The 26,909-nt window shown below is 73.3% G+C and carries 20 protein-coding genes and 1 pseudogene; 13 read left to right on the top strand and 8 right to left on the bottom strand.

Annotated features, from left to right (window positions below; all coding sequences use genetic code 11):
* Nucleotides 1-8: 8 nt before the first annotated feature.
* The 3 genes from ACQP09_RS02880 to mug all read left to right on the top strand — a co-directional run bounded on the left by ACQP09_RS02880 (nt 9) and on the right by mug (nt 3,010).
* The gene (locus tag ACQP09_RS02880) at nt 9-872 is read left to right on the top strand and encodes an SGNH/GDSL hydrolase family protein (protein WP_433395723.1); all 864 of its coding nucleotides are present in this window, start codon (nt 9-11) and stop codon (nt 870-872) included.
* 124 nt (nt 873-996) lie between these two features.
* The gene (purB, locus tag ACQP09_RS02885; protein WP_433395725.1) at nt 997-2,439 is read left to right on the top strand and encodes an adenylosuccinate lyase; all 1,443 of its coding nucleotides are present in this window, start codon (nt 997-999) and stop codon (nt 2,437-2,439) included.
* A 19-nt stretch (nt 2,440-2,458) separates the two neighbouring features.
* Entirely contained in the window at nt 2,459-3,010 is a 552-nt protein-coding gene (gene mug, locus ACQP09_RS02890; RefSeq protein WP_433395726.1) for a G/U mismatch-specific DNA glycosylase, read from the top strand.
* Between the two features lie 106 nt (nt 3,011-3,116).
* On the opposite strand, the gene ACQP09_RS02895 is transcribed toward mug, so the two are convergent.
* Nucleotides 3,117-3,554, bottom strand: coding sequence for a hypothetical protein (locus ACQP09_RS02895; protein ID WP_433395728.1), 438 nt, complete (start codon nt 3,552-3,554; stop codon nt 3,117-3,119).
* A 361-nt stretch (nt 3,555-3,915) separates the two neighbouring features.
* Between ACQP09_RS02895 and ACQP09_RS02900 the strand changes: the two genes are divergently transcribed.
* Complete coding sequence (locus tag ACQP09_RS02900) at nt 3,916-5,073, top strand: ROK family protein (protein WP_433395730.1); 1,158 nt, start codon at nt 3,916-3,918, stop codon at nt 5,071-5,073.
* Between the two features lie 151 nt (nt 5,074-5,224).
* Here ACQP09_RS02900 and ACQP09_RS02905 read toward each other — a convergent pair whose 3' ends face one another.
* Together ACQP09_RS02905 and ACQP09_RS02910 are read right to left on the bottom strand one after the other, a co-directional pair.
* Nucleotides 5,225-5,992 carry a GntR family transcriptional regulator gene (locus ACQP09_RS02905; protein WP_433395732.1) on the bottom strand — a complete coding sequence of 256 codons (768 nt, stop codon included), beginning with the start codon at nt 5,990-5,992 and terminating at the stop codon, nt 5,225-5,227.
* Between the two features lie 279 nt (nt 5,993-6,271).
* Nucleotides 6,272-7,156: an RNA polymerase sigma-70 factor gene (locus ACQP09_RS02910; RefSeq protein WP_433395734.1), complete on the bottom strand. Its 885-nt coding sequence runs from the start codon at nt 7,154-7,156 to the stop codon at nt 6,272-6,274.
* Between the two features lie 135 nt (nt 7,157-7,291).
* Here ACQP09_RS02910 and ACQP09_RS02915 point away from each other — a divergent pair, with 135 nt between their 5' ends.
* Nucleotides 7,292-8,122 carry an alpha/beta fold hydrolase gene (locus ACQP09_RS02915; protein WP_433395736.1) on the top strand — a complete coding sequence of 277 codons (831 nt, stop codon included), beginning with the start codon at nt 7,292-7,294 and terminating at the stop codon, nt 8,120-8,122.
* A 42-nt stretch (nt 8,123-8,164) separates the two neighbouring features.
* Here ACQP09_RS02915 and ACQP09_RS02920 read toward each other — a convergent pair.
* Nucleotides 8,165-9,010 (bottom strand): annotated as a pseudogene (locus ACQP09_RS02920) (DMT family transporter); the annotation flags it as partial.
* Between the two features lie 47 nt (nt 9,011-9,057).
* On the opposite strand from ACQP09_RS02920, the gene ACQP09_RS02925 reads away from it, so the two are divergent.
* From ACQP09_RS02925 to ACQP09_RS02945, 5 genes are all read left to right on the top strand, one after another.
* A complete protein-coding gene (locus tag ACQP09_RS02925; protein WP_433395738.1) occupies nt 9,058-10,530 on the top strand; it encodes a PLP-dependent aminotransferase family protein in 1,473 nt (490 codons plus the stop codon).
* A 148-nt stretch (nt 10,531-10,678) separates the two neighbouring features.
* Nucleotides 10,679-12,268: an alkaline phosphatase D family protein gene (locus ACQP09_RS02930; RefSeq protein WP_433395740.1), complete on the top strand. Its 1,590-nt coding sequence runs from the start codon at nt 10,679-10,681 to the stop codon at nt 12,266-12,268.
* 141 nt (nt 12,269-12,409) lie between these two features.
* Nucleotides 12,410-13,786, top strand: coding sequence for an SWIM zinc finger family protein (locus ACQP09_RS02935; protein WP_433395742.1), 1,377 nt, complete (start codon nt 12,410-12,412; stop codon nt 13,784-13,786).
* Nucleotides 13,783-16,482, top strand: a complete 2,700-nt coding sequence (locus tag ACQP09_RS02940) for a DUF6493 family protein (protein WP_433395745.1) — start codon at nt 13,783-13,785, stop codon at nt 16,480-16,482. The genes ACQP09_RS02935 and ACQP09_RS02940 overlap by 4 nt, the downstream gene beginning before the upstream one ends.
* A 102-nt stretch (nt 16,483-16,584) precedes the next feature.
* Nucleotides 16,585-18,012, top strand: a complete 1,428-nt coding sequence (locus ACQP09_RS02945; RefSeq protein ID WP_433395747.1) for a GNAT family N-acetyltransferase — start codon at nt 16,585-16,587, stop codon at nt 18,010-18,012.
* Here ACQP09_RS02945 and ACQP09_RS02950 read toward each other — a convergent pair.
* A complete protein-coding gene (locus tag ACQP09_RS02950; protein WP_433395748.1) occupies nt 17,903-19,159 on the bottom strand; it encodes a trans-sulfuration enzyme family protein in 1,257 nt (418 codons plus the stop codon). The genes ACQP09_RS02945 and ACQP09_RS02950 overlap by 110 nt on opposite strands.
* Before the next feature lie 59 nt (nt 19,160-19,218).
* Here ACQP09_RS02950 and ACQP09_RS02955 point away from each other — a divergent pair, with 59 nt between their 5' ends.
* Both ACQP09_RS02955 and ACQP09_RS02960 read left to right on the top strand, forming a co-directional pair.
* The gene (locus ACQP09_RS02955; protein WP_404070569.1) at nt 19,219-19,707 is read left to right on the top strand and encodes an Lrp/AsnC family transcriptional regulator; all 489 of its coding nucleotides are present in this window, start codon (nt 19,219-19,221) and stop codon (nt 19,705-19,707) included.
* Between the two features lie 117 nt (nt 19,708-19,824).
* Nucleotides 19,825-21,513: a DUF885 domain-containing protein gene (locus ACQP09_RS02960; RefSeq protein WP_433395751.1), complete on the top strand. Its 1,689-nt coding sequence runs from the start codon at nt 19,825-19,827 to the stop codon at nt 21,511-21,513.
* Nucleotides 21,514-21,656: 143 nt separating this feature from the next.
* On the opposite strand, the gene ACQP09_RS02965 is transcribed toward ACQP09_RS02960, so the two are convergent.
* Nucleotides 21,657-22,166: a rhodanese-like domain-containing protein gene (locus ACQP09_RS02965; RefSeq protein ID WP_433406476.1), complete on the bottom strand. Its 510-nt coding sequence runs from the start codon at nt 22,164-22,166 to the stop codon at nt 21,657-21,659.
* Between the two features lie 88 nt (nt 22,167-22,254).
* On the opposite strand from ACQP09_RS02965, the gene ACQP09_RS02970 reads away from it, so the two are divergent.
* Entirely contained in the window at nt 22,255-22,701 is a 447-nt protein-coding gene (locus ACQP09_RS02970) for an Lrp/AsnC family transcriptional regulator (RefSeq protein WP_433395752.1), read from the top strand.
* A gap of 26 nt (nt 22,702-22,727) precedes the next feature.
* On the opposite strand, the gene ACQP09_RS02975 is transcribed toward ACQP09_RS02970, so the two are convergent.
* Together ACQP09_RS02975 and ACQP09_RS02980 are read right to left on the bottom strand one after the other, a co-directional pair.
* Entirely contained in the window at nt 22,728-25,736 is a 3,009-nt protein-coding gene (locus ACQP09_RS02975; RefSeq protein WP_433395754.1) for an AAA family ATPase, read from the bottom strand.
* Nucleotides 25,733-26,902, bottom strand: coding sequence for an exonuclease SbcCD subunit D (locus ACQP09_RS02980; protein ID WP_433395756.1), 1,170 nt, complete (start codon nt 26,900-26,902; stop codon nt 25,733-25,735). Before ACQP09_RS02980 ends, ACQP09_RS02975 begins: the two co-directional genes overlap by 4 nt.
* Between the last annotated feature and the right edge of the window lie 7 nt (nt 26,903-26,909).

Raw genomic sequence — 26,909 nt, forward strand, 5'->3', positions numbered from 1 at the left:
GACGGGCCATGGAATTGAATGCCTCCTACACCAGTCTCGTCGCGGTCGGCGACTCCTTCACCGAGGGCATGTCGGATCTGCTGCCCGACGGCACCTACAGGGGCTGGGCCGATGTCCTCGCCTCCCGGCTCGCGGCCCGCTCCCCCGGATTCCGGTACGCCAACCTCGCGGTGCGCGGCAAGCTCATCAGCCAGATCGTCGACGAGCAGGTGGGCGCGGCGGCGGCGATGCAGGCCGATGTGGTGACCCTCGTCGGCGGGCTGAACGACACGCTCCGCCCCAAGTGCGACATGGGCATGGTCAGGGGCCGGCTGGAGGAGGCCGTGGAGCGTCTGGCCCCGTCCTGCAAGCAGCTGGTGCTGATGCGCAGCCCGGGGCGCAACGGGCCGGTGTTCGACCGGTTCCGTCCTCGGATGGAGGCGCTGTTCGCTCTGATCGACGACCTGGCGGCCCGGCACGGCGCCTCGGTGGTCGACCTCTACTCCGCGCCCTCGCTCAGCGACCCGCGCATGTGGGACGCCGACCGGCTGCACCTGGCCGCCGAGGGGCACCGGCGGGTGGCGGAGGCGGTGTGGCAGACGCTGGGGCTGCCGCCGGAGCTCGACTGGCAGGAGCCGGTCCCCGCCTCGCTGCCGCCGCGCTGGGCGAACCGGCGGGCCGACGACATCCGCTTCGCCCGCCGCCACCTGGGGCCGTGGATCGGCCGCCGGCTCACGGGCCGGTCCTCCGGGGACGGCCGGTGGGGCGCCCAGTTCGACGCCGGGGCGGCCTCGGCCTTCTGGATCACGCCGTCGGACGCCGAGACTCCGGGCCCGGTGACGGGCTGGCGCCGGTTCCCCTCCGAGGAGGGCCCGGCCACCGCGTCCTCGTAGCCACCCGCCGTAGCCGCTCTCCGTAACCGGCCCGCGCAGCCGGCTCGCGCAGCCGGCCTTCATAGCAAGCCACAAAGAGGCCCGCGGCGCTGGCCTGCAGAAACCGACAGTAGAATCTGTCCACGTGACTGCTGTGTCTGCGAAGCCTCGCATCCCCAATGTCCTGGCCGGCCGCTACGCCTCCACGGAGCTGGCCGTCCTCTGGTCCCCCGAGCAGAAGGTGAAGCTGGAGCGTCAGCTGTGGCTGGCGGTGCTGCGCGCTCAGAAGGACCTCGGGATCGAGGTGCCGGACGAAGCGCTGGCCGACTACGAGCGGGTGCTCGACCAGGTCGACCTGGCGTCGATCGCCGAGCGCGAGAAGATCACCCGGCATGACGTGAAGGCCCGCATCGAGGAGTTCAACGACCTCGCGGGTCATGAGCAGGTCCACAAGGGCATGACCTCCCGGGACCTCACGGAGAACGTCGAGCAGCTGCAGATCCGCCTCTCGCTGGAGCTGATGCGCGACCGTACCGTGGCCGTGCTGGCCCGGCTCGGCAAGCTCGCGGCGGAGTACGGCGAGCTGGTCGTCGCCGGTCGCTCGCACAACGTGGCCGCGCAGGCCACGACGCTCGGCAAGCGCTTCGCGACCGCGGCCGACGAGCTGCTGGTGGCCTACGGCCGGCTGGAGGACCTCCTCTCCCGCTATCCGCTGCGCGGGATCAAGGGCCCGGTCGGTACGGCGCAGGACATGCTGGACCTGCTGGGCGGTGACGCGGCCAAGCTCGCCGACCTGGAGCAGCGCATCGCCGCACACCTCGGCTTCGCCGAGGCGTTCACCTCGGTCGGCCAGGTCTACCCGCGCTCTCTCGACTACGACGTGGTGACCGCTCTGGTGCAGCTCGCCGCGGCGCCCTCGTCGGTGGCGAAGACGATCCGGCTGATGGCCGGGCACGAGCTGGTGACCGAGGGCTTCAAGCCGGGGCAGGTCGGCTCGTCCGCGATGCCGCACAAGATGAACACGCGCTCCTGCGAGCGGGTCAACGGTCTGATGGTGATCCTGCGGGGCTACGCCTCGATGACGGGTGAGCTGGCGGGCGACCAGTGGAACGAGGGCGATGTGTCCTGTTCCGTGGTCCGCCGGGTGGCACTGCCGGACGCGTTCTTCGCGTTCGACGGTCTGCTGGAGACCTTCCTGACGGTGCTGGACGAGTTCGGCGCGTTCCCCGCGGTCGTGGCGCGTGAGCTGGACCGCTACCTGCCCTTCCTGGCGACCACCAAGGTCCTCATGGGCGCGGTGCGGGCGGGGGTCGGCCGCGAGCTGGCTCACGAGGCGATCAAGGAGAACGCGGTCGCCTCCGCTCTGGCGATGCGGGAGCAGGGCGCCGAGCGCAACGAACTGCTCGACAAGCTGGCGGCCGACGAGCGCATTCCGCTCGACCGGGCGCAGCTGGACGCGCTGATGGCCGACAAGCTCTCGTTCACGGGTGCGGCGGGCGACCAGGTGGCGACGCTGGTGTCCCGGATCGAGGAGATCACCAAGCAGCACCCGCAGGCCGCGGCGTACGCTCCCGGCTCGATCCTCTGACCGGCACCGCGTTCACCGCATGACCCCCGAAGAGCTGAGCGCCGCCCGCGACCGCATCGTCCCCGATGTGGCCGCGGGCGGTCTGCGCGTGCTCTTCTGCGGCATCAATCCGAGCCTGATGACCGCGGCCACCGGCCACCACTTCGCGCATCCGGGCAACCGGTTCTGGCCGGTCCTCCACCGCTCGGGTTTCACACCCCGTCAGTTCCTGCCCTCGGAACAGTCGGAGCTGCTGCCTCTCGGTCTCGGCATCACCAATGTGGTCGCCCGGGCGACGGCTCGGGCGGACGAACTCGGCGCGGACGAGTTCCGGGAGGGCGGAGCGGCACTCACCGAGCGGGTCGAACGGCTCGCGCCGGCGTGGCTCGCGGTCGTCGGCATCACCGCCTACCGCACGGCCTTCGGGGAGCCCCGCGCGCGGATCGGCCGGCAGGAGCGCACGATCGGCGGTGCCCAGGTGTGGGCGCTGCCCAACCCTAGTGGCCTCAACGCGCATTGGACGGTCGGCACGATGGCCGAGGAGTACGCCCGGCTGCGCGAAGCCGTACGTGCGCCGGACCTCTCCGGCTGACCCCTGACCGTACGCCGGTTCCGGCCGTCCGGGTCAGGGCGGCGTACGCCGGTTCCCGCCGTCGGGGACAGGGCGGCGTACGCCGGTTCCGGTCCGGCTACCCCGGTCAAGGCGGGTCGACGACCGTCACCAGCACCGTCAGCTCGCAGCCCGGTCCCCCGTCCTCCAGGGCCAGCCCGATCGCGACCCACCTCTCCTCGACCTGCCAGAGCCGGACGAACGCGCATCCGGCCACCGGGTCCGCCCAGGGTTCCGGTATCACCTCGCCCGTCAGCATCCGCTCCTGCGCGCTCCACAGGCTCACCAGCTGCGGTTCGCCCCAGCGGGCGGTGAGGAGCGTGAGCAGCGCGTCGTGCTCCGCCAGGCACTGGGCCCGGTGCTCCGGGCCGGCTTGCTCGTCGTCGTCCCACGGTTCGTGGTCGGTGCGCAGGAATGCCGTGTGATAGCCGGGTCCGCTGACTCCCGAGACCGACGGTGTGCGCGCCCGGGGGAACTCCCTGGTGCGCATCCCGTCGATGAGGCGGAGATGGTGTGCGGTCGTCATACCGTCAGTAAACCGTCCGCCACCGACAGCCGTTGCCCTGCCCCCGGCACCGCGTACGCCGGTGCGGAGACCGTGCAAGCCGTGCGCCTGCTCCGGTTGGTGGCCCGGGATCCGTCGAACGCGGAGGCCGCCGCCGGGCCGGCCGGCGGTGTCGGGAAGGCGAAACCCCATGTCCGTTCGATTTCTACGAAGTTGGGTACCCCGGACCGTACGCACGCGGTCGTCGCGACGTACGCCTCCGCTTCCATGGCTCCGGGCCGACGCAGGTTGCGGCTCGATACCGGCTTGCGGAGCCGCTCGCAGGCCCTGCGAGCAGCGAGTACGATCCGGCAGACATGCGCACGAGCTGGGAGGACACACCGTGAGCCGGCTGACCGGGGGAGATCCGTCGCTGCTGCGGCGGATCAATTCAGCGGTGGTACTGCACGCCCTGAGAGGGGCCGGTTCGCCGACGCTCACGGATCTGACTCGGATCACGGGTCTCTCCCGGCCGACGGTCGAAGGCGTCGTCGAGGGGTTGTTCGAGGCCGGTCTGGTGGTCGAGGCGCTGCCCGACGAGAGTGAGGCGCGGCGCCAGGGACGGCCTGCCCGCAGGTTCCGCTTCCGGGCCGAGGCCGGGCATCTGCTGGGCGTCGAGATCGGGCCGCACCGGGTTTCGGCCTTGCTGTCGGGGCTCGACGGCCGGGTGACCGGGGCGGGTTCCCGCATGGTGTCGGAGACGGCCGGTGCGGACGAGCGGCTCGACCAGGTGCGGGCCGTGATCGCGGACCTGCTGCGCCGCACCGGAGTGGCCCGGAGCAGTCTGCGGGCCGTCGGTGTCGGCAGCCCGGGCATCGTGGAGGCGGACGGGACCGTGCGGCTGGGCACGGCGCTGCCGGGGTGGACGGGGCTGGCGCTCGGGGAGCGGCTGCGGCGCTCTTTCCGCTGCCCGGTCCTCGTGGAGAACGACGCGAACGCGGCTGCGGTGGCCGAGCACTGGAAGGGTGCGGCGACCGAGTCCGACGACATCGTCTTCGTCCTGGCCGGGCTGAGTCCGGGAGCCGGTTCGCTGATCGGCGGGCGGCTGCACCGGGGGTTCGGCGGGGCGGCCGGGGAGATCGGCGCGCTGCACCTGCTGGGCCGGGACGTGACGCCGGAACATCTGCTGTCGACCACGGGGACGCCGCTGGAGCCGCTGGACGAGCAGGCGGTGGCCGTGGTGTTCGCCAAGGCGCGTCAGGGCGACGCGGAGGCGCAGGCGGCCGTCGAGCGGTTCCTCCAGCGGCTGGTGCACGACGTGGCGGCGCTGGTGCTGGCGCTCGATCCGGAGCTGGTGGTGGTCGGTGGCTGGGCCGCCGGTCTGGACGGGGTGCTGGAGCCGCTGCGTGAGGAGCTGGCCCGCTACTGTCTTCGCCCGCCGCGCGTGACGTTGTCGCTGCTCGGTGAGGCCGCGGTCGCGACGGGGGCGCTGCGGCTGGCGCTGGACCATGTCGAGGAGCAGCTGTTCGCCGTGGAGGGCGCGGTGACGGCCCGCCGCTGATCGCGGGGTCCCGGGCGGGCTGTCGACTGCGGGCGGGAGATACGCCGATGGCGGCCCGGCCGGTCTCCCGGTGGGCCGCCATGAGGTGGCGCTGTTCTCGCAGGCGCGGCACGAACGGCGTACGGAAGGCGTACGGGGACGCCTTCAGGATTCAGGACGCCCGGCGCTCCTGCTGTTCGTCGTGGCTGATCTCCAGCGCGCCGGAGTCGCCGAAGGTGAGCCGGCAGGTGTCCGCCCGGTAGGTGGCGATGGAGACGGCCGCCGTGCCGCCCGCGGCGAAGTACCGGGTGGTGACGACGAGGACGGGTGCGCCGGGGAGCCGGTCGAGCTCCCTGGCGTCGTCCGCGCGTGCCGAGCCGAGCTCCACGGAGCGGTCCTGGCCCTCCAGGCCCAGCCGGTGCAGCTCGCGCAGCACGGCCCGGGCGCGCACGGTGCCCGACGGCGCGTCGATCGCGGAGAGGTCGGGGACCGAGGAGGCCGGTACGTAGAGAAGCTCGGCGGCCACCGCCTGGCCGTGGGTGTCGCGGATGCGGCGCACCACGTGGACCGGCTCGGTGCCGGTGGAGAGCATGGCGGCCACGGCGGCCGGGGCCGCCTCATGGGCGCAGTCGACCGGCTGCCACGCCTCGCCGGCCACACCGCCCGCCCACTCGTGCTGCGCGGTGGAGACGGCCACGCCGACGCGCGGCGGCGCGACGGTCGTACCGACGCCTCGGCGGCGCTGCAGTCTGCCTTCGAGTTCGAGCTGCTCCAGAGCCTGTCGGAGCGTGGCGCGCGCGACTCCGAACCGTGCCGCGAGGTCCCGCTCGTTCGGCAGGATCTCACCCACCGCAAAGTCCGAGTCGAGTGCCTCACTGAGCACGGTCTTGAGGTGCCAGTACTTCGGCTCCTGCACCGATTCCAGCTGCGTGGTCCCCACCAAGTCCTCCGCAATCGCCCAGCGGCTTTTCCGCGACGCTATTTATTAAAGGTTCCTGCCTTAAGGCGACCCTAAGGCGGCGCACCCCCTTGGTCAAGACCAATCCTTATTCCGTAACGGAACGAAACGGGACTTTGGCGTAGAGCGTTCACAAGACGTTCGTGGTGCCGTGAGCCGCGCGCAGCACGAAGCCCCGCCACCGGGACGGTGGCGGGGCTTCGGCGGGTCGGTCGCGGGAGGAGATCATCCGGATTCACGTTGGCCGGAAAGTGCGGGCGGCTACACGGCGGACAGCCCTACGAGCTTGTCCGGATTGCGAACGATATAGATGCATTGAATGACGCCGTCCCGCACATCGATCTGGAAGAAAGTGTCCGCCTTTCCTCCGACAAAGCACGCCACGGCGGGCCCGCCGTTGAACTCGGCGATGCGCAGGTCCCAGTCCGGCCCGACCTCCCGGCCGACGCCGGCGAGGAGCCGGCCGACCTTGCCGGCGCTCTCGACGGCCCGCAGCGCCGCCTTCGCCTTGCCTCCGGCATCGCTCACGAGCCGGACGTCCGGCGCCAGCAGAGCCATCAGCTGCTCGATGGAGCCGCCGGACGCGGCGGCCAGGAACCGTTCGGTGAGGTCGCGGCGCTCGGCCGGATCGACGTCGTAGCGCGGCTTGCGCTCGTCCACATGGCGTCTGGCCCGCCCGGCGAGCTGCCGGACGGCCGCCTCGGTGCGGTCCAGGGCGGCGGCGATCTCGGCGTACGGGAAGCCGAAGGCCTCCCGGAGTACGAAGACGGCGCGCTCCGGCGGTGAGAGCGATTCGAGGACGACCAGCACGGCGAGGGAGACGGAGTCGGCGAGGACGGCCCGCTCCGCCGCGTCGGGCACGGTCGCCCCGAGGTCGGTGACCATCGGTTCGGGCAGCCACGGACCGACGTACGCCTCCCGGCGCGACTTCAGGTGGCGCAGCCGGTCGATGGCAAGCCGGGTGGTGATCCGCACCAGGAAGGCCCTCGGCTCGCGGATGCCGTCCCGGGCCGCGGACGACCATCGCAGCCAGGCCTCCTGCACCACGTCCTCGGCGTCGGTGACGCGGCCGAGCATGCGGTAGGCGACGCCGATGAGGACCGGCCGGTGCTCTTCGAAGACGTCGGTGGCGGGGTCGGCTGTCACCGGCCCATCCCAGCCGACCCGCCCGATGCTGTCCAGCGGGAATCGCCGGAGCCCTTGAACTCCAAGCTACCGGACGGTAATTGTTGTTGACAACTGTTGTTGACGCGATGTCTACCCACTCCAGGGAGCGGCTCCATGACCACCACGGTCTCCTTCACCGTCGATGCGGCGTACGGCCCCCGCCCGGTCTCGGTGGCGTACGAACGGACCGGTACGGGAGAGCCGTTGGTCCTGCTCCACGGCATCGGCCACCACCACCAGGCCTGGGAGCCGGTGACGCGCGTCCTGGCCGCCGAGCGCGAGGTGATAGCCGTCGACCTGCCCGGCTTCGGCGCCTCTCCCGGGCTGCCGGACGGAGTTCCGTACACCCTGGAGGCGGTCCCCTCGATCTTCGGAGCCCTCTTCACCGCGCTGGGCCTGGACCGCCCGCATGTGGCCGGGAACTCTCTCGGGGGTCTCTTCGCGCTGGAGCTGGGGCGCACGGAGCTCGTCCGCTCGGTGACCGCGCTGTCGCCCGCGGGCTTCTGGAACGAGCCGGAGCGCCGCTACGCCTTCACGACCCTGCGGGCGATGCGCCGCGCCGCGCTGGCACTTCCGGTACCGGCGATCGAGCGGCTCTCCCGTACGGCGGCCGGGCGTACGGCGCTGACCAGCACCATCTACGCCCGGCCCGGACGGCGTTCACCCGAGGCGGTCGTCGCCGAGACCCTGGCGCTGCGGGGAGCGACCGGCTTCCACCAGACGCTGGCCGCCGGCGGGAGCGTCACCTTCACCGAGGACGTGAAGGGCCTTCCCGTCACCGTCGCCTGGGGCACCCGCGACCGGATCCTGCTGCGGAGGCAGGGGGTCCGCGCCAAGCGCGTCATCCCGGAGGCCCGGCTCGTGCGGCTGCCGGGCTGCGGGCACGTCCCGATGAACGACGACCCGGCCCTGGTGGCGCGCGTCATCCTCGACACCAGCCGCTGACGGGCCGCGGCGCGCCAGGACCCCTGAGCCGAGCGCCACCCCGGCGCCGACCAGGAAGCTCCCGGCGCCCTGCGCCATGCCGTACGTCCCGGCTCCGACGAGCGGTGCGGTCAGCGCGGCGGAGACCGGGATGAGGCCGGAGAAGAGGGTGGCGCGTTCGGCGCCGATGCGCTGCATGCCCATGTACCAGCAGACGAAGCCGATCACGGTGACGACGACGGCCTGCCAGAGCAGCGCCGTCGTCTCGGTCGAGGTCGGCACCCGCAGGAACGCGAACCCGTCCATCACCACGCCGAGCAGCGCGGACTGTACGGCGGCGATCGCGCACACGGTGGCCGCGAGCAGCTTCGGGCCGAGCGGTCGCAGCACCGGTACGGCCAGGACGGCGAACCCGACCTCGCCGGCGAGCGCGCCGGCCGACCAGCCGATGCCCGCCAGGTCGGTGCGGCCCCACCCCTGGACCGTGAACGCTCCGACGGCGACGAGGCCGGCCGCGTACAAGGTGGTACGGGACGGGCGCCGGCGCTCGAGGAGCGGGACCAGGACGCCGACGACGATGGGCGCGCAGCCGACGAAGACGCCCGGAACGGCTGGTTCCGCCGTCCGTTCCGCTGCCAGGACCGAGAGATTGAAGCCGACCATGCCGACCGCGGCGAGCAGACAGAGCCGTAGCCGGTGGCGCCCGGAGAGGCTTCGCAGCGGGCCGGCGACGGGGTCGGGGCCGCGCCGCAGCAGAGCGGCCAGCAGGAGGGCGGCCAGACCGTAGCGGAGCGCCTGGCCGCCCGCGTACGGGTAGTCGCCGAGGACGCTGTTGGCGGTGAAGGAGGCCCCCACCAGGACACAGGCGAAGGCCGCCAGGAGGGCTCCGCGCAAGGAGTTCGCGTTCATGACGGTGACGCTAGGTTTCGGAGCGGACCGGTTTAAGGTCCACTTCCATGACGTCTTCGGGGACCAATGCGAGCGGTGGAAGCAGCCACGGTGGAGGCGGCGGTCTTGATTCCACTTCTCCCGCTTGGGAGTTGCTGCTGCCCGCCGCTGCCGCCCCGGCGCGCGGGCGAGGGCGCGCGCTCCGGTCCGCGCTGCGGGAGGCCGTGCGCTCGGGCCGGCTCGCCGCGGGGACGAGGCTGCCGTCCAGCCGGGAACTGGCCGCCGATCTCGGGGTGTCGCGCGGGCTGGTCACCGAGGCGTACGAGCAGCTGACCGCCGAGAGCTATCTGCGCAGCGGGCAGGGCGCGGGGACCTGGGTGAGCGACGGCGTGCGCGCGGCGGCGCATTCCGTACGGGATCTGGCGCCGCGTGCGCCGGGCGCACGGGTGGACTTCCGGCCCGGCGTCCCCGACCTCTCCCTCTTCCCGCGCGCCGCGTGGTCCGCCACCCAGCGGACGGTGCTCGGCCGGCTGCCGCACGCGGCGCTCGGGTACCCCGATCCGCGCGGGCTGCCGGAGCTGCGGGAGGCGCTGGCCGGTCTGCTGGCGCGGCGGCGCGGTGTGGTGGCCGATCCGGAGCGGCTGGTGGTCTGTTCGGGGGTGGCGCAGGCGACGACGCTGCTCGGCTTCGTCCTCCGGGAGCAGGGACTGGCCTCGGTCGGCGTGGAGGACCCGGGAAGCCCGGAGCACGCTTCGCTGTTCGCGGCGACCGGGCTGGACGCGACGCCGCTGCCGCTCGACGCCGAGGGGATCGTACTGGAGCCGCTGCGGCGCTCCGGCGTGCGCGCCGTGGTGACCACGCCGGCGCACCAGTTCCCCACCGGAATCGCCTACTCCGCCGAGCGCCGCCGTCAGTTGCTCGACTGGGCGCGCGAGGCGGACGCCGTGATCATGGAGGACGACTACGACGGCGATTTCCGTTACGACAGGGCCCCGGTGGGCGCTTTGCAGGGGCTCGACCCGGAGCGTGTCGTGTACACGGGGTCGGTGAGCAAGTCCCTGGCTCCGGGCCTGCGGCTGGGCTGGCTGATCGCTCCCGCCGCGCTGACCGACCGGATCGTCGCCCGCAAACGGACCATGGACCTCGGCAATCCCGCCATCGACCAGTCGGTGCTGGCCGACTTCATCGCGCGCGGCGCCTACGACCGCCAGTTGCGCCGCTGTCAGCGTGCCTACCGGGAGCGCCGCGACGCCATGGTGGCCGCGCTCGCCGAGCACTTCCCCGGCACGGTGGTCACCGGTATCGCCGCGGGCCTGCACATCATCGCGCGGCTGCCGGAACGGTTCGGCCCCGAGAGCGCGTTCCTGGCCCGCGCGGCCGGGGCGGGCATCGCGCTGCGGCCACTGAGCGACTGCGGGGACACGGGGCCCGAGGACGGCACGGTGGCGCTCGTGCTCGGCTACGCGCACCTGGGCGTCGGTGAGATCGCCCGGGGCCTCGCGCTGCTCGCGGCCGCCTGGGAGCCGGGCGCCCGGGTCTGACGGCGCCTTGGACCGGCCCCGTTCACCCGGCGTTCGGGCGGCGGCCTCCGCGTACCACTAGGCATGGAGGCGGAGACCGGCTCCGGCCCGACGGAGCGTCGCGCGGCCTCCGTCCGCCCGTACCGCCCACCGCCCCGGAGGCACTCCGATGCCGCACCGCCCGCGTATCCCCTCGCCCGGCCGCCGTACCGTCCTGCGAGGCTCACTGCTCGTCCCGGCCGCCGCCCTGCCCACGGCCGCCGGAGCGGCCCCCGCCCTGGCGCTGGCGGGGCGGCCGGAGGCGACGTGGGGCGTGCAGGTGGGGAGCGTCACCGCCTCGTCGGCGCTGGTGTGGGTGCGCTCCGACCGGCCGGCCCGGATGCTGGTGGAGACCGCGTCGACCGAGTCCTTCCGGCGGGCCCGGCGCTGGTACGGGCCACTGATCGGCCCGGGGTCGGACTTCACCGGCACCACTCCGCTGTACGGCCTTCCGGCGGGCGAGCAGGTGCACTACCGCGTCACGCTGGCCGACCCGCGCGATCCGCGCCGTACCGGAAAACCGGTGTACGGAACCTTCCGTACCGCTCCGGCCCGGCGCCGGGACGGCGTGCGCTTCCTGTGGTCCGGGGACATCGCGGGACAGGGCTGGGGCATCAACCCGGACATCGGCGGCTACCGGGTGTACGAGGAGATGCGCCGCCTCGACCCGGACTTCTTCCTGTGCAGCGGCGACACCGTCTACGCGGACGGGCCGCTCCGGCCGAGCGTGACGCTGCCCGACGGGCGGGTCTGGCGCAACGTCATGACCGAGGAGAAGGCCAAGGTCGCCGAGACGCTGGACGAGTGCCGGGGGAACTTCCGCTACAACCTGCTCGACGACAACGTCCGGCGGTTCAACGCGCAGGTGCCGTCCGTGGTCCAGTGGGACGACCACGAGGTGCGCAACAACTGGTATCCCGGCCAGATCCTCGACGACGACCGCTACACCGAGAAGAACGTCGACATCCTCGCGGCCCGCTCCGCGCGCGCCTTCCACGAGTACTTCCCGGTGTCGACGCCGTACGGCTCGTACGGCTCGTCCTCGCGGCGCTCGCGGATGTACCGCACCGTCCACCACGGGCCGCTGCTGGACGTCTTCGTGCTCGACATGCGCTCGTACCGGAACCGGAACTCGCCCAACCGGCAGGCCGACGACACGACCGGCATCCTCGGTGCCGAGCAGCTGAGTTGGCTGAAACGCTCCCTCGCGCAGTCCCGTGCGGTGTGGAAGGTGATCGCGGCCGACATGCCGCTCGGCCTGGTGGTCCCGGACGGGGCGACGGACTTCGAGGCGGTGGCCCAGGGCGATCCGGGCGCTCCGCTCGGGCGGGAGCTGCAGATCGCGGAGCTGCTGCGGTTCATCAAGCACCGCAAGGTCACCGGCACGCTGTGGCTGACGGCCGATGTGCACTACACCTCGGCGCAGCACTACGCGCCCGAGCGGGCGGCGTTCAAGGACTTCGCGCCGTTCTGGGAGTTCGTCTCGGGCCCGCTGGCCGCAGGAGGGTTTCCGGCCAACGCGCTGGACGGCACGTTCGGGCCGGACCGGGTCTTCGTGCGGGCGCCGGACCGGGCCAATGTGTCGCCGATGGAGTCGCCGCAGTTCTTCGGAGAGGTCGAGATCGACGGCGACAGTGCGGAGCTGACGGTGCGTCTGCGGGCGGAGGGCGGTGCGGTGCTGTTCAGCAAGGTGCTGCGGCCGGGGCGTGTCGGTCAGTGAGAGGGCGCCGCTGACCTGCGTGTACAGGTCAGCGGTGGAGCGCCGCTGACCTGCGCGGACGGCTGCTCCGGGGCTGGCTGGGGCCTCCTCCGAGCCTTGGTCCTGGGCCCGTTGTCAGTGGTGGGTCCTACCGTTTTCCTCATGACCCGATCCGTTCAGGCCTTGGCCTACGCACGCCCGTCCGCCCTGGAGTCCTCGCAGGTGGGAGCCGCCCTCGGCCTGGAGACCGCGGGCGGCCTCACCCCGCGCGGGGCGGAGGCGCATCCCCGGTTCTTCGCCGGATTCCTCTCCGCCCCGCGCATCGCGGCGCGAGGTCTGCTGGCGGTGGCCGATGTGGCCGCCGCCCGCTACTACCAGCGCACCTTGGCCGCCTCGCTGGACCCGGTGGTGACGGGGAACGGGGACCGGCTGCGCTTCGAGTCGTTCTCCGGCTGCTGCGGGGTGTACGCGCGCCTCGATGTGCTCCAGGAAGGGCTGGACGGCGAGCGGACGGGCCACGGTACGACCAATGTGGACGTCAACAATCCGCTGCGGGACGCCCTTTCCCGGATAACGGCGGACGACCCGCTGCATCTGCGGGTGGGCCCGGAGGAGCTGGCGGTCACCACGCTGGACGGGCCGGTGGTGGAGAAGAAGGTGCCGCTGCCGGACCGGTGGCTGCGGGGGTTCGCGGAGGCGCAGGTGGCCTCGGCCGGGTTCGATCTGCGGGCCGAGCTGTCGGCGGCGCGGGCGGTGGCGTTCCTGCGCTCGCTGCCGCGCGGCTCGGGCAACGCGGCACGGGGTGCGCAGTGGGTGGTGGCGTCCGGCTCCGCTCTGCGGCCGACGACCCGGCCGGTGCCGGGTGCGGTGTGCCTGCCGGGGCCCGAGCGGCTGGTGGCTCTGCAGCGGGTGCTGCGCCATGCCACGGCGTTGCGCGTGTACGGGCCTCCGGTGGTGGACGGTGCGCCGGTGGCGAGCGCCTGGGAGGTGGTGCTGCCGGGCATGCGGCTCACGCTGACGCTGTCGCCGGACGCCGCGCGGGGGTTCTCGGGCGAGGGCGGGGTGCTGGAGGCGCTGGCCACCGATGAGGCGGCGGCCGACGCCGAGCTGGTCTCCGTCCTGCTCGCCTGGGAGCCCACGATCGAACCGGCCACGCTGGCCGAGCGGTCGGGGCTGAGCGTCGAGCGGGTGCGGGCCGCGCTCACCCGGCTCGGCACGGCGGGCCGGGTCGGCTACGACCTGGCCGACGTGGCCTACTTCCACCGCGAACTGCCGTACGACGCGGACCGGGCCGAGCGCCACAACCCGCGGCTGGTCGCCGCCCGCGAGCTGGCGGGTGCGGGAGCGGTGTCGCTGGACGGCGCGCTGGCGTCGGTGGCCTCCGGTGACCGGCGCTACCAGGTGCGCGAGAGCGAGGGGCGGCTCACCTGCACCTGCCAGTGGTGGGCGGACTACCGGGGAAAGCGGGGCCCGTGCAAACACGCCCTGGCCGTGACGATGGTCCGGCGCGGGGCGACGGTCGCCGGAGGCGTGCGATGAACGACCTGCTCACTGCCGTACGCGCGGGAGCGCACCGCGAGGTTCCGGCGCTGGTCCTCCGGCTGGACGGGGCCGGCCGCCGGGCGGCGCTGGCCGAGCTGAAGGAGCTGCGCAAGGAGGCCAGGGGCTGGGACTGGCAGCGCCAGGACAAGATCCGCAAGGCCCTCCATGTGGCCGGGGCCGGGTGCCACACCGGGGCGGCGGGCTGCGCCGGCTGGATCGGCGGCCGCGATCTGCGCGGCTGGTCCCGTTCTCCGTACCCGCTGATCCTCGTGGCGCTGGGCGACCGCGATCCGGCCTGGCTCGGCGATCTCGCGCACCGGCTGGCGGCGAAGTCGCTCAACTCCGAGGCGGAGTACACGTTCATCAGCGAGCTGGCCCGGATGGCCGCGTGTCCGATACCGACGACGGACAGTCTGGTCGAGGGCTGGTCGGAGCGGATCAGCACCGCGCGGTGGCACGGCCGGGGCGGCCGGGTACCGCTGGTCGGCATCCTGCGCGCCGACCCGCACGTCGCCGTGCTCGCGCCCCGGCTCTTCGAGATGCAGGAGCTCCCGGCGCAGGTCGGCTGGTACGACACACCGGATGCCGCCGACCACTGGCCGGCCGCGCTCGGCACGCTGGCGGCGGACGGCGTGCTCGACCGGTCGCAGCTGGTCGAGCGGTGTGTGACGCGTCTGGTGCGCGGCGGCAAGACGGGTGACCAGCGGTTCTTCCTCACCGTGCTCCAGCATCTCGGCCTCACCGAGGACGAGGAGAGAGCCCACCTCCGCGACTGGACGGGGATGGCGGCGGACGCCGTCCCGGTGGTCGCCTCCCACGCCCAGGACGTGCTCACGCGGCTGGACGCGCGGGGCGAGCTGCCCACGCGGGAGCTGGCGGAGGTGTCGGGCTCGGTGCTCTTCCGCCGGGAGAAGAAGCTGGTACGCGGGCAGTTGATCCTGCTCGGGAAGGTGCTGGGCCGGGACGGTTCGACGGCCGGTGAGCTGCTTCCGGTGGTCGCCGAGGCGTTCGGGAACGAGGACGTGGCGCTCCAGGAGCGGGCGCTGAAGCTGATCGCACGCCATCTTCCGGCCGGGGACGCGGCGTTGCGGGAGGAGCTGTCCTTCGCGGCGGCGCGGTTGGGTCCGGTCCACCGGGAGGCGGTCACCGCGTTGTTCGGGGAGGTGGACGAGGGCGGTGCGGTGGAGGGTCCGTACGAGGAGTTGCTGCCGCCCGTGCCCCAGCCGGTCCGGCTCGGCCCGGCGCCGGGGAGCGTGGCGGAGCTGGTCGAGGAGGTGGCGGCCCAGCTGAAGTCCCGTTCCTGGCAAAGCTCCACGCCGGGCGCCCTGGCCGCCGCGTCCGGGATCTCCGCCTTCGAGCGCGCGCTGGACGGGCTGGTCCGCGTGGCCCGCGCCGACCGGGCCGGGCTGACGGAGGCGTTGCGGGAGGCCCTGGCCGGGACGTGGTTCCTGGAGCACGGGACCGACCGGCAGCCCGAGCCGTCGTACGTGACGACGGGCGACGCGCTGGCGCTGGTGGTGGGCTCACTCCTCGGCCGGGTCTCGTACCAGGCCGTGGTCGAGGGGAAGAGCCGGTGGACCGGGACCGGGGCGTGTGCCCACGCGGCGCTGAACGGCGTGCTGCTCGCCCGGGCGTGGGAGGCGGCCGGTGATGTGGCGACCGACCGGGTGCCCTTCCTGCTCGCCACGCCGACCTGGCACACCGGTGCGCTGGACGCGGCGGAGCTGGTCGAGCGGCTGCGGACGTACCAGCGCCTCGGCGTCGCCCCGGGGCCCGCCGACTTCGCGCAGGCGCTGCTGCGTGTGCGCCGGAAGGACGCGTCGGTGGCCGCCGAGGCCGCGGCGGCGCTCGGCACGCCGCAGGGCGACCGGCTGGCCGCCTGGATACGGGCCGACGAGCCGGTGGCGCCCGTCCATCGGCACGGGCTCACCGGCGACCGGCCCTCGGCCGGCAACTGGTGGCAGCGGTCGGCGTCCGGCGTCCGGCACGTGCTGCTCGCCACCAGGGAACGGCCGGTCATCCAGCAGGAGTTCCCGCGCTCCTTCCACTGGCTGGGCCGCCCGCATGTGCCCGCCTCCCGCTCCTGCTACCACTGGGGCGCCGAGCAGTGCCCGCACTGGCCGGCCACGCTGCCGGAGGACGGCGACACGCTGGCCGCCTGGCTGATGACGGATCTGCTCCACACCGCCGACGAGGGCCCGCGTGGCGGGGCCTGGTTCCTCCCGGCGCTCGTGGAGACCGGCGGCGAGGCCGGTGTCGCCCTGCACCTCGCGCTGGCCTACGGGCTCGGCGCACGTCATCCCGAGGACCGGATATCCGCCGTGGACGCGCTCCTCGTGCTGGCCGCTCAGCGGCGGCTGGACTGCGCGCTGCTCGGGCGCGAGCTGGGGGTCCTCGTCGACCACGACCTGGTCAAGGTCAACCGGCTGGCGGACGCCGCCCGGACGGCGTCCGCCACCGGTGCGTACCGGACCGTGCTGGGCGTGCTCGCCGCGGCGCTGCCCACGCTGCTGGCGTACGAGAAGGCGCCCCGGGGCCTCGGGGACCTGCTGGCCGTGGCGGCGGAGTGCGCCGAGCACTGCGGTACGGAAGGGATCGGGCCGATCGCCGGGCTGGCCGCGACGTCCGGGCGGAAGGGGTCCTCGCAGACCGTCCGGCAGGCCGCACGCCTGCTGAAGACCTTCAAGGAGTGAAGAATACGGCTGAAAACCGACGATAGGTGATCAGATCCATACTTAACCCATCAGTCACAAGGTGTTCGTGATCAGGCAACACCAGCCGTTCACAGTAAGGATATGACTGATGTGACAGATGCGATCCCCCATGTGCTCGGGCAGCGTTCCGATGTGACCTACCTGCTCATCGCGTCCGCCGTGGCTCTGGTGGCCACGGCGGCGTTCGCCACCTGGTGGGCCAAGCGCCACAGCAACGATCCCCCGCCGGAGCCGGGGGAAGCCGGCCCCTCCGATACGGCACCGGAGACGGCCACCGGCCCGATCGACGGGGCAGGTGCCGGCGAGACGGTCCTGTGGCGGCTGCGGACGACCGTGCGGGACGCGCCGGGCAGTCTGGCCGCGCTGTGCCTGGTGCTCGCCCGGCTCCGTATCGACATCCTGACCCTGCAGACCCACCCGCTGGCGGACGGCACGGTCGACGAGTTCCTGCTACGGGCGCCCGCCGCGTTCCCGGCGCAGGAGCTGACCCGGCAGATCTCGGCCGCGGGCGGCACCTCCACCTGGATCGAGCGCGCGGACACCCACGATCTGGTCGACACCCCGACCCGGGTGCTCTCGCTGGCCACCCGCACAGCGCTGGACGCCGCCGAACTTCCGCTCGCGCTGCGCCAGTTGCTCGGCCGGTGCACCATCCACTCGCTGCCCGCCGTCTCCATCACCGGCCGACCGACCGGACAGAGCGCCCCGGTCGAAGGCGTGCTGGAGGAAACGGTGATGCGGCTGCGCGACCCGTCCGGCGGCGTCATCTCCGTCGAGCGGCCCCATCTGCCGTTCACCCCGACCGAGTTCGCCCGGGCCCGCGCCCTGGTGGAGCTGGACGCCCGGCTCGGCCCGCGGGTGCCCCGTAGCGCGTCCGTCCTCACGCTGCCCGAAGGCAACGAGATCACCGTGCGCCGCGCGGACCGCAGCGACCTCGCCGCCGCCCGCGCGATGCACGACCGCTGCTCCCCCGGCACCCTGAGCCTGCGCTACCACGGACCCGTCGGCGACGCGGACCGTTACCTGGACCACCTGCTGAGCCCGCGGTTCGGCCGGACCCTGGCCGTCCAGACCGCCTCCGGCAAGCTGGTCGCGCTCGGCCACCTCCTCTGGGACGGCGACGAGACCGAGGTGGCCCTCCTCGTCGAGGACGCCTGGCAGCGCCGGGGCATCGGTGCGGAGCTGCTCGGCCGGCTGGTGCAGCTCGCGGAGGAGGCGGGGTGCGAGAGCGTGTACGCCGTCACCCAGTCCCGTAACACCGGCATGGTCGCGGCGATGCGCGCCCTGGAGCTGCCTCTCGACTACCAGATCGAGGAGGGCACCCTGGTCATCACCGCGCGGCTGACGAGTGCGGCACAGCCGGCGACCACGACGGACCGGACGGGTGCGACGGCACCGGCTACCGCGCCGGAGCCGGAGCTGCCGACCGGGCCGGACGAGCGGACGGCTCAGCCGACGGATGGACGTCCCGCTCAGCGCTCCGGCTCCGCGGAACGGGCCCGTCGCTGAGCGCCTGGCACAGGTCGGCCCAGAGGTCCTCGACGTCCTCCAGCCCCACCGACATGCGCAGCAGCCGGTCACCGACCCCGGCCGCCTGCCGGTCGCCCTCGTCCACGATGCGGTGGCTGATGGAGGCCGGGTGCTGGATCAGCGAGTCCACGCTGCCCAGGCTGACGGCGGGCGTGATGAGCCGGACGCCGGCGATCACGGCGTGCGGGTCCCCGTACACCTCGAAGGAGACCATCGCGCCGCCGATCTCCGGGTAGTGCACCCGGGCGATCCGCGGGTCGGCGGTCAGCCTGCGCGAGAGTTCGGCGGCGGAGGCCGATGCGGCCCGGACGCGTACCGGAAGGGTGGACAGCCCCCGCAGCAGCAGATATCCGGCCAGCGGGTGCAGCACTCCGCCGGTGGCGAACCGCACCTGGCGCAGCGTGGCGGCGAACTCCTCGTCGCAGGCGACGACTCCGCCCATCACGTCGCCGTGTCCGCCGAGGTACTTGGTGGCGCTGTGCAGGACGATCCGGGCGCCGTGTTCGACGGGCCGCTGGAGCACCGGGGTGGCGAAAGTGTTGTCGACGAGCAGCGGCACGGAGCCGCAGGAGTGGGCGACGGCCCGGATGTCGATCTCGGCGAGGGTGGGGTTGGCCGGGGTCTCGACCATGACCAGGCCGGTGTCCGGGCGGATCGCGTCGGCGATACCCGCCGGGTCGGTCCAGGTCACCTCGGTGCCCAGCAGTCCGGCGCCCAGCAGGTGGTCGCTGCAGCCGTAGAGGGGCCGGACCGCGACGACGTGGCGCAGCCCCATGCTCGCGCGGGCCAGCAGGACGGCGGTGAGGGCCGCCATGCCGCTGGCGAACGCGACGGCGCTGTCGGTCCCCTCCAGCCGGGCGAGCGCGGTCTCGAAGCGGCCGGTGGTCGGGTTGTCCAGCCGCGCGTAGACGGGCGGGCCGTCCGGCCGGGCGCCGGTGGTGGCGAAGGCGTCGATCCGCTCGGCCTCGCCGCGCGAGTCGTAGGAGGGGTAGGTGGTGGACAGGTCGAGCGGCGGGGCGTGCAGGCCGAGGGAGGCGAGGTCGTCGCGTCCGGCGTGCACGGCTTCGGTGGCCAGCGCCCTGGACGGAGTGGGGGCAGGGGGCGTCGTCGAGACTTCGTTGTCCATGACAACAGCCTGAACAGTTACCGGCTCGTAGCGGCAAAAGACCGTGCTACGTTCGCCGTATGGCTGATTCTGTCGCTCTGGATCCGGTGGATCTGCACATTCTGCGGCTGCTGCAGAACGACGCACGGACCACCTACCGGGAGCTGGCGGCCGAGGTGGGCGTGGCGGCCTCGACCTGTCTGGACCGGGTGGCCCGGCTGCGCCGCTCCGGGGTCATCCTCGGTGATCAGCTCCGGCTGGATCCGGCGAAGCTCGGCCGGGGTCTCCAGGCGCTGCTGCTGGTGCAGGTCCGGCCGCACCGCCGTGAGCTGATCGGCCCGTTCGTCGACCGGATCCGGGCCCTGCCGGAGTCCCGCGCGCTCTTCCACCTCACCGGCCCCGACGACTATCTCGTGCAGGTGGCGGTGGCCGATGCGGCGGATCTCCAGCGGCTGGTCCTGGACGAGTTCACCTCGCGCCGGGAGGTGGCCCGGGTGGACACCCGGCTGATCTTCCAGCAGTGGGAGTGCGGGCCGCTGCTGCCGCCCGGCGAACCGGCCCGCGGCTGACCACTCGGCGCACGGCCTGCGGCTGACCACCGGCGAGCGGCCGCCCGTGATCGCCTTTCGGACGCGGGCCGCTGAACGGTGGTGACGGGGAGGGGCCCGCCGTTGGAGGATGTCCGCATGTCAGACACTTCGAGCAGCGCGCTGCCCCGTCAGGTCGCCGACGCCTACGTCGACGCCATCATCGAACTCGACCCCATCACGGGCACCTATATGGGCGTCCGTGAAAGCTCGCGCCGGCTGCCCGACTTCTCACCGGCCGGTCAGGAGGCGGTCGCCGACCTCATCCGCGCCACGCTGCTGAAGCTGGACGACGCGGAGCGGCTGCCGGGTGCCGAGAGCGATGAGGAACGCCGGTGCGGACGCCTCCTGCGCGAGCGGCTGACGGCGGAACTCGCCGTGCACGACGCCGAGGAGGGGCTGCGCGCCGTCTCCAACCTGAGCTCCCCCGTCCACAGCCTCATCGGGGCCTTCACCGTCACGCCGGCCGGGACGGAGGAGGACTGGGCCGCGATCGCCGAACGGCTGCGCGCGGTCCCGGCCGCCGTCGAGGGGTACCGGTCCTCGCTCGGGCTCGGCCTGGAGCGCAAGCTGTACGGCGGCCCGCGCGCGACGGCCACCTTTGTCGGGCAGCTCACGGAGTGGAGCGGCGACGGTGGGAGCACGGGGTTCTTCCCGGAGTTCGTCGCACCGGCACCGGAGCCGCTCCGCGAGGAGCTGGCCGAGGCCGCCCGGCTCGCCTCCGCCGCCCTCACCGCTCTGCGGGACTGGGTGCGTGACGTCTACGCCCCGGCGATCGAGGGCGCGCCGGACACGGTGGGCCGGGAGCGGTACGCGCGCTGGTCGCGGTACTACAACGGTACGGATCTGGATCTCGACGAGGCGTACGCGTACGGCTGGTCCGAGTACCACCGCCTGCTGGCCGAGATGAAGACCGAAGCCGCGAAGATCCTTCCCGGCGCCGGCCCGTGGGAGGCGCTGGCCCATCTCGATGTGCACGGCAAGCACATCGAAGGGGTCGAGGAGGTACGCGAGTGGCTCCAGGGTCTGATGGACGAGGCGATCGAGGCGCTGGACGGCACGCACTTCGACCTGGCCGAGCGGGTCCGGAAGGTGGAGTCGCACATCGCCCCGCCCGGCGGCGCGGCGGCTCCGTACTACACGGGCCCCTCCGAGGACTTCTCGCGCCCCGGCCGCACCTGGCTGCCGACCATGGGCGAGACCCGTTTCCCGGTGTACGACCTGGTCTCGACCTGGTACCACGAGGGTGTTCCCGGCCACCACCTGCAGCTCGCGCAGTGGGCGCATGTCGCCGAGAGCCTCTCCCGCTACCAGGCGTCGGTCGGCATGGTCAGTGCGAACGCCGAAGGCTGGGCGCTGTACGCGGAGCGGCTGATGGACGAACTGGGCTTCCTGCCCGACCCGGAGCGGCGGCTCGGCTATCTGGACGCGCAGATGATGCGCGCCTGCCGGGTGATCGTGGACATCGGCATGCACCTGGAGCTGGAGATTCCGGCGGACTCTCCGTTCCACCCCGGCGAGCGCTGGACGCCCGCGCTGGCGCAGGAGTTCTTCGGCAACCACAGCGGCCGGCCGGCGGACTTCGTGGAGAGCGAGCTGACCCGCTACCTCTCGATGGCGGGCCAGGCCATCGGCTACAAGCTGGGTGAGCGGGCCTGGCTGCTCGGCCGGGAGAACGCGCGTGCGGCGCACGGTGACGCCTTCGACCTGAAGGCCTGGCACATGGCGGCGCTCTCGCAGGGGTCGCTCGGCCTGGACGATCTGGTGGACGAGCTGTCCAGGCTCTGAGCGGCCCTGCTCCGGCCGCCTCGGACCGGTGCCCGTCGCCGCCCACGGTGACGGGCACCGCCACCGTGACGGGCACCCCACCGTGGCGGACACCGCCCACCGTGCCCGTCACCCCCACCGCGACGGGCGCCGCCCACCCGCCGTCAGCAGCCGCAGTCGGCGGCGTCGGCGTCGGCCGGAGCGGTGAGCGGGTCGGCGGCGCGCCGCTCACCGCCCTGCCAGGTCTCGAAGGCGAAGCCCTCGCGCGCCCAGTACTCGAAGCCGCCGAGCATCTCCTTGACCTGGTAGCCGAGTTGGGCGAGCGCGAGGGCGGCACGCGTGGCGCCGTTGCATCCCGGGCCCCAGCAGTACGTGACCACCGGGACGGCCGGGTCCAGCAGCCGTGGAGCCTGCTCGGGGATCAGGGCGGTGGGCAGGTGGACCGCGCCGGGGAGGTGGCCCTGGTCCCAGGAGGCGGTGGAGCGGGAGTCCACCACGACGAACCCGGGGTCGCCGCCGGCGGCGAGTGCCGAGGCGACGTCGGAGACATCGGCGTGGAAGGCGAGCGAGGCGCCGAAGTAGGCGGCCGCCACGGCCGGGGAGGCGGGCGGGACGCGGAGGACGGGGTGAGTGGCAGAGGCAGCGGGAGCCGTGGTCCGAGATGTCATGATCATGAATCTACGACCGTCGACCGGGACCAGGAAGAGGGATCCCACGGCACTCCTCTTGATTCGCCGGGGATTTCCCTGTTGTCTCGCGGACGTGACCGACTATTCCCCGGACGCCACCGACTGGCGCATTCTCGATGTCCTCCAGCGCGACGGCCGCGCCACCTTCGCCGAGCTGGCCCGCGCCGTCGCCATGTCTCCCAGCGCCGTGACGGAGAGGGTGCGGCGGCTGGAGGAGACCGGCGTGATCAGCGGTTACGCGGCGGTGGTCGACGCCGAACGGCTCGGGCTGCCGATGCTCGCCCTCGTACGGCTGCGCTATCCGAACGGGAACTACAAGCCGTTCCACGACCTCCTGGAGACCACGCCGGAGATCGTGGAAGCCCACCATGTCACCGGTGACGACTGCTTCGTCCTCAAGGTGACGGCCCGGTCGATGCGGCACCTGGAGGAGGTGACCGGCCGGATCGGCGCGCTCGGTTCGGTCACCACCAGCGTCGTCTACTCCTCGCCGCTCCCCCGCCGCGCGATCGGCCGCTGAGGCGCCCGGACGGCCCCCTGAAAGAGCTAGACGCGGTGGTGCACCGTCGATCCGTTCCGGTCCTTGGCCACTTCGAGCCGGGCCGGGATGCGGCGGCGCAGATCGGCCACGTGGCTGACGATCCCGACGCTGCGGTCCCGCTCCCGCAAGGAGTCCAGCACGTCGAGCACCTCGTCGAGGGTCTGGTCGTCCAGGCTGCCGAAGCCCTCGTCGATGAAGAGCGTGTCCAGGCGTACGCCTCCGGCCTCCTCGGTGACGACATCGGCGAGGCCGAGCGCCAGGGCCAGAGAGGCGAAGAACGTCTCCCCGCCGGAGAGCGTGGCCGTGTCCCGTTCGCTGCCGGTCCACGCGTCCACGACATGGAGTCCGAGCCCGGCCCGGCGGCCGCCCGTGCGGGCGTCGGAGTGGACGAGCGTGTAGCGGCCGGAGGACATCCGCTGCAGGCGGGCGGTGGCCGCGGCCGCCACCTGTTCGAGGCGGGCGGCGAGAACGTACGCCTCCAGGCGCATCTTGCGCTCGTTGTCGGCCGAGGTGCCTGCGGTGAGGCCGGCGAGCCGGGCGACCCGCTCGTACTCCTGACGCACCGGTCCCAGCCGCCGGACCTCATCGGCCGCCTGTCCGGAGAGCCGGTCGAGTTCGGCGCACCGGTCGCGGGCGGCCGCGAGGGCCGAGGAGGCTTCGCGCAGCAGCCATTCCGCCGTCCGGTGGGCGCTCTCGGCCGCCTCGGGCCGTGCGGCCGGCCGCTCGGCGGCCGCGCGCGCGTCCTGTTCGGTGCGCCGGTCGGCGACCGCCGCCGCCTCCGCCTGCCAGGCGTCGATACGGTGCTGGAGTTCGCGCTGCGCGGCGGCGTCGAGGAGCGTCGCGGCAGCGGCCCGCGGCGTGACGAACCCGGCCTTGAAGGCCGCGTCGGAGAGCCGGTCGTCGGCCTCCTTCCGGCGCTGCGCCGCGTCCTGTTCGGCGCGTACGGCCTCGGCGGCGTCGGCGAGGAGCGCGACCCGGCAGGTCAGTTCCTTCGCGTGCGCGGCGACGGACGCCGACTCGCCCCGGGCGGCGGCGATCTGCTCCGCCAGGCGGGCCTGGTCGCGGTCGAGAGCCTCGCGCGCTGCGGTACGGGCGGAGATCCTGCCGTGCGCCTCCTGTCGCTGCGCCATCCGCTCGGCGTGCTCGCGCTCGGCTGCGGTGAGCGCTTCACGCGCGGCGTGTGTGTCTGCGGCGAGGCGGTGGGCCTCGGTGTGCTCGACGGTCAACCGATCGACGAGGGCGAGTAGTTCGGCCACGGCAGGGGATGCGGAAGCGTCGCCGCCACGGGCCTCCGTCTCCGCCGTCGCATGCCGTTCGCGCACGAGGCCGAGATGCTGTTCCGCATGGGCGCGGGCCTCCTCGGCGGACCGCTGGACGGTGAGGGCCTTCTCCTCCGCGTCCCGGTCGACATGGCCGTCACCGGGGCTGGCGGGGTCCGGGTGTTCGGCCGAGCCGCAGACCGTACAGGGTTCGCCCGCGACGAGCTCCGCGGCCAGCTCCGCCGCGATGCCACGCAGCCGGCGCTCACGCACGTCGAGCCAGAACGCCCGGGCGTCCAGCGCCTGTTCCCGTGCGGCGGTGAGCTGTTCCTCGGCCCGCTGTACGTCGGTGGCGAGCGCGTCACGGCGGTGCGCCGCGTCCAGGCGGCGGCGGGCCGGGGCCAGTTGTCCGGCGAGCTGCTCGGCGCGGGTGGCGGCCTCCTGCGAGGCGTCGACGCGCTCCTTGAGCCCCGAACGGGTGGCGTCCCAGCCGGCGAGCCACACGTCGGCCTCGCGGATCAACTCGTCGTCGGCCTGCGCCTCCCGGTTCAGCCGGACGCGCTCCTCGTCGATCCTCGCGCTGCGCTCCTCGGCTTCGCGCGCCGCGTCGAGTGCGTACAGCTCCTGCTGGAACTTCCGCTCCAGCTCGGCCAGTTGGTCGGCTCCCGCGCCGGTCAGCTCGGCGGGCAGCAGCCCTCTGGTCCGGTCGAGTGCCTCGCCCGCCACGCGGTAGGCCCGCTCGGCCTCCTCGCGCAGCTCCAGCGCCGGCGCGACCCGGTCGGCCTTGCGGGCGCGCTCCAACTGCTCCTGGCAGCGATCGTGTTCGGGTCGGCGCTCCTCCAGCGCCTCGGCGCGGCGCAGGGTCTCCGCGTACCGCTGCTGGAGGCGGTCCCGTTCGCGTTCGGCCTCCAGAGCCCGGGCGGCGGCCAGTTGACGGCTTTCGGCGGCCGCGACCACCGCACCGGCGATGTCGAGGTGTTCCCGGGCGGCGCTGCGCGCGATCGCGGCCCACTCCAGGACCGCTTCGGCCAGGCCCGGTTCGCCTGCCCGCACGGTCGGCGCTGCCGCCTCGGTGGCCGCCGGGCCGCCTGCCTGGGCGATGCGCTGGGCAAGGGCGAGGATCTGTTCGTCGCCGGACTTCACGCGGGCCTCGGCCGCCCGGCGCAGTTCGGCGAGACGCTCCTCGACGGCGGCGAAGCGCCGGGTGTCGAAGAGCTTGCCGAGGAGCTTGCCGCGGGCCTCGGCGTCGGAGCGCAGGAAGCGGGCGAAGTCGCCCTGCGGCAACAGCACGACCTGGCAGAACTGGTCCCGGCTCATGCCGATCAGCTGGGCCAGCTCCTCGCCGATCTCCTGGTGCGACTTGCTGAGCGCCTGCCAGCCTCCTTCGGGGTCACGTTCGCGCAGCCGGCTCTGCGCCTTCTCCTGCGTGAGCCCGCCGCCGCGCTTCTTGGGGCGCGGCTGGGCGGGGCTGCGGGTGATTTCGAGGCGGCGGCCGCCGACGGTCAGCTCCAGCTGGACCTCGGTGGGCAGGTCGACGGAGGCGTGGTCGCTGCGGAGGGTGGCGCCGGGGCTCTGGCGGGCGCCGGGGACGGCGCCGTACAGCGCGTAGCAGACGGCGTCCAGGACGGAGGTCTTCCCGGCGCCGGTCGGGCCGTGGAGGAGGAAGAGGCCGGCGGAGGAGAGCGCGTCGAAGTCGACTTCCTGGGTGGCGCCGAAGGGGCCGAAGGCGGTGAGGGTGAGGCGGTGCAGTCTCATCGGGACACCTCGCGCACGCTCTCGTCGACCCGTACGTCGTCGAACGCGGCCCGCAGCACGGTGCGTTCGGGGTCGCTGGGTCCGCTGCCGCCGCGTACGTGGGCCACGAAGTCCTCCGCGATCTGGTGGTCGTCGCGGCCCTGGAGGCGCTGGGCGTAGGAGGCGAGCGGGTCCTCGGGGGGCCGCTCGGGGTCGAAGACGAGGCTGAGGGTGTGCGGGAAGCGGGCGCTGAGGCGGGCCATGGGGTCGGCGGGGCGGACGGGGTCGGTGAGGGTGGCCTCGACCCAAGCGTGTTCGTGGCGGTCCAGGGCCGGGTCCTCCAGCAGGGCGTCCAGGCGGCCGCGGAGCCGGGCGAGGGGGCGCTCCACCGGGCAGTCGATCCGCTCCTCGGCGGCGATGGCGCCGCTGCCGTCCAGCTCGATCAGCCACATGGTCTTGCGGTGGTCGGCCTCGGAGAAGGAGTAGGCGAGCGGGGAGCCGGAGTAGCGGACGCGCTCGGTGACGCGCTGGGAGCCGTGGAGGTGGCCGAGGGCCACGTAGTCGACGCCGTCGAAGACCCCGGCCGGGACGGCGGCGACCCCGCCGACCGTGATGTCGCGTTCGCTGTCGCTGGGTTCGCCGCCAGCCACGAAGGCGTGCGCGAGGACGACGGAGCGGGTTCCGGCGGGGCGGGCGGCGAGGTCGGCGCGGACCCGGTCCATGGCGGCGGTGAGGACCGCCTCGTGCCCGGCCTTGGCGGCGCGGAGGGTGTCCTTGACCAGGGCCGGTTCCAGGTACGGGAGGCCGTACAGGGCGACCTCGCCGTGGTCGTCGGTGAGGACGACGGGGGTGGCGCAGCCTTCGGGGTCGGTACGGAGGTGGATCCCGGAGCGTTCGAAGAGGCCGGAGCCGACGCCGAGCCGGCGGGCCGAGTCGTGGTTGCCGGAGATCATGACGGTCGGGACGCCGGCGGCGGCGAGCCGGTGCAGCGCGCGGTCGAACAGCTCGACGGCGGTGAGCGGCGGGACGGCCCGGTCGTAGACGTCGCCGGAGACGAGGACCACGTCCACCTCCCGCTCGCGGACCGTGGCCACCAAGTGGTCGAGGAAGGCGGCCTGGGCGTCGAGCAGGGGGACGCGGTGGAAGGACCGGCCCAGGTGCCAGTCCGAGGTGTGCAGCATCCTCACGCGATCG

Source organism: Streptomyces sp. CA-146814 (genome assembly GCF_050942385.1).
GTDB lineage: Bacteria > Actinomycetota > Actinomycetes > Streptomycetales > Streptomycetaceae > Streptomyces.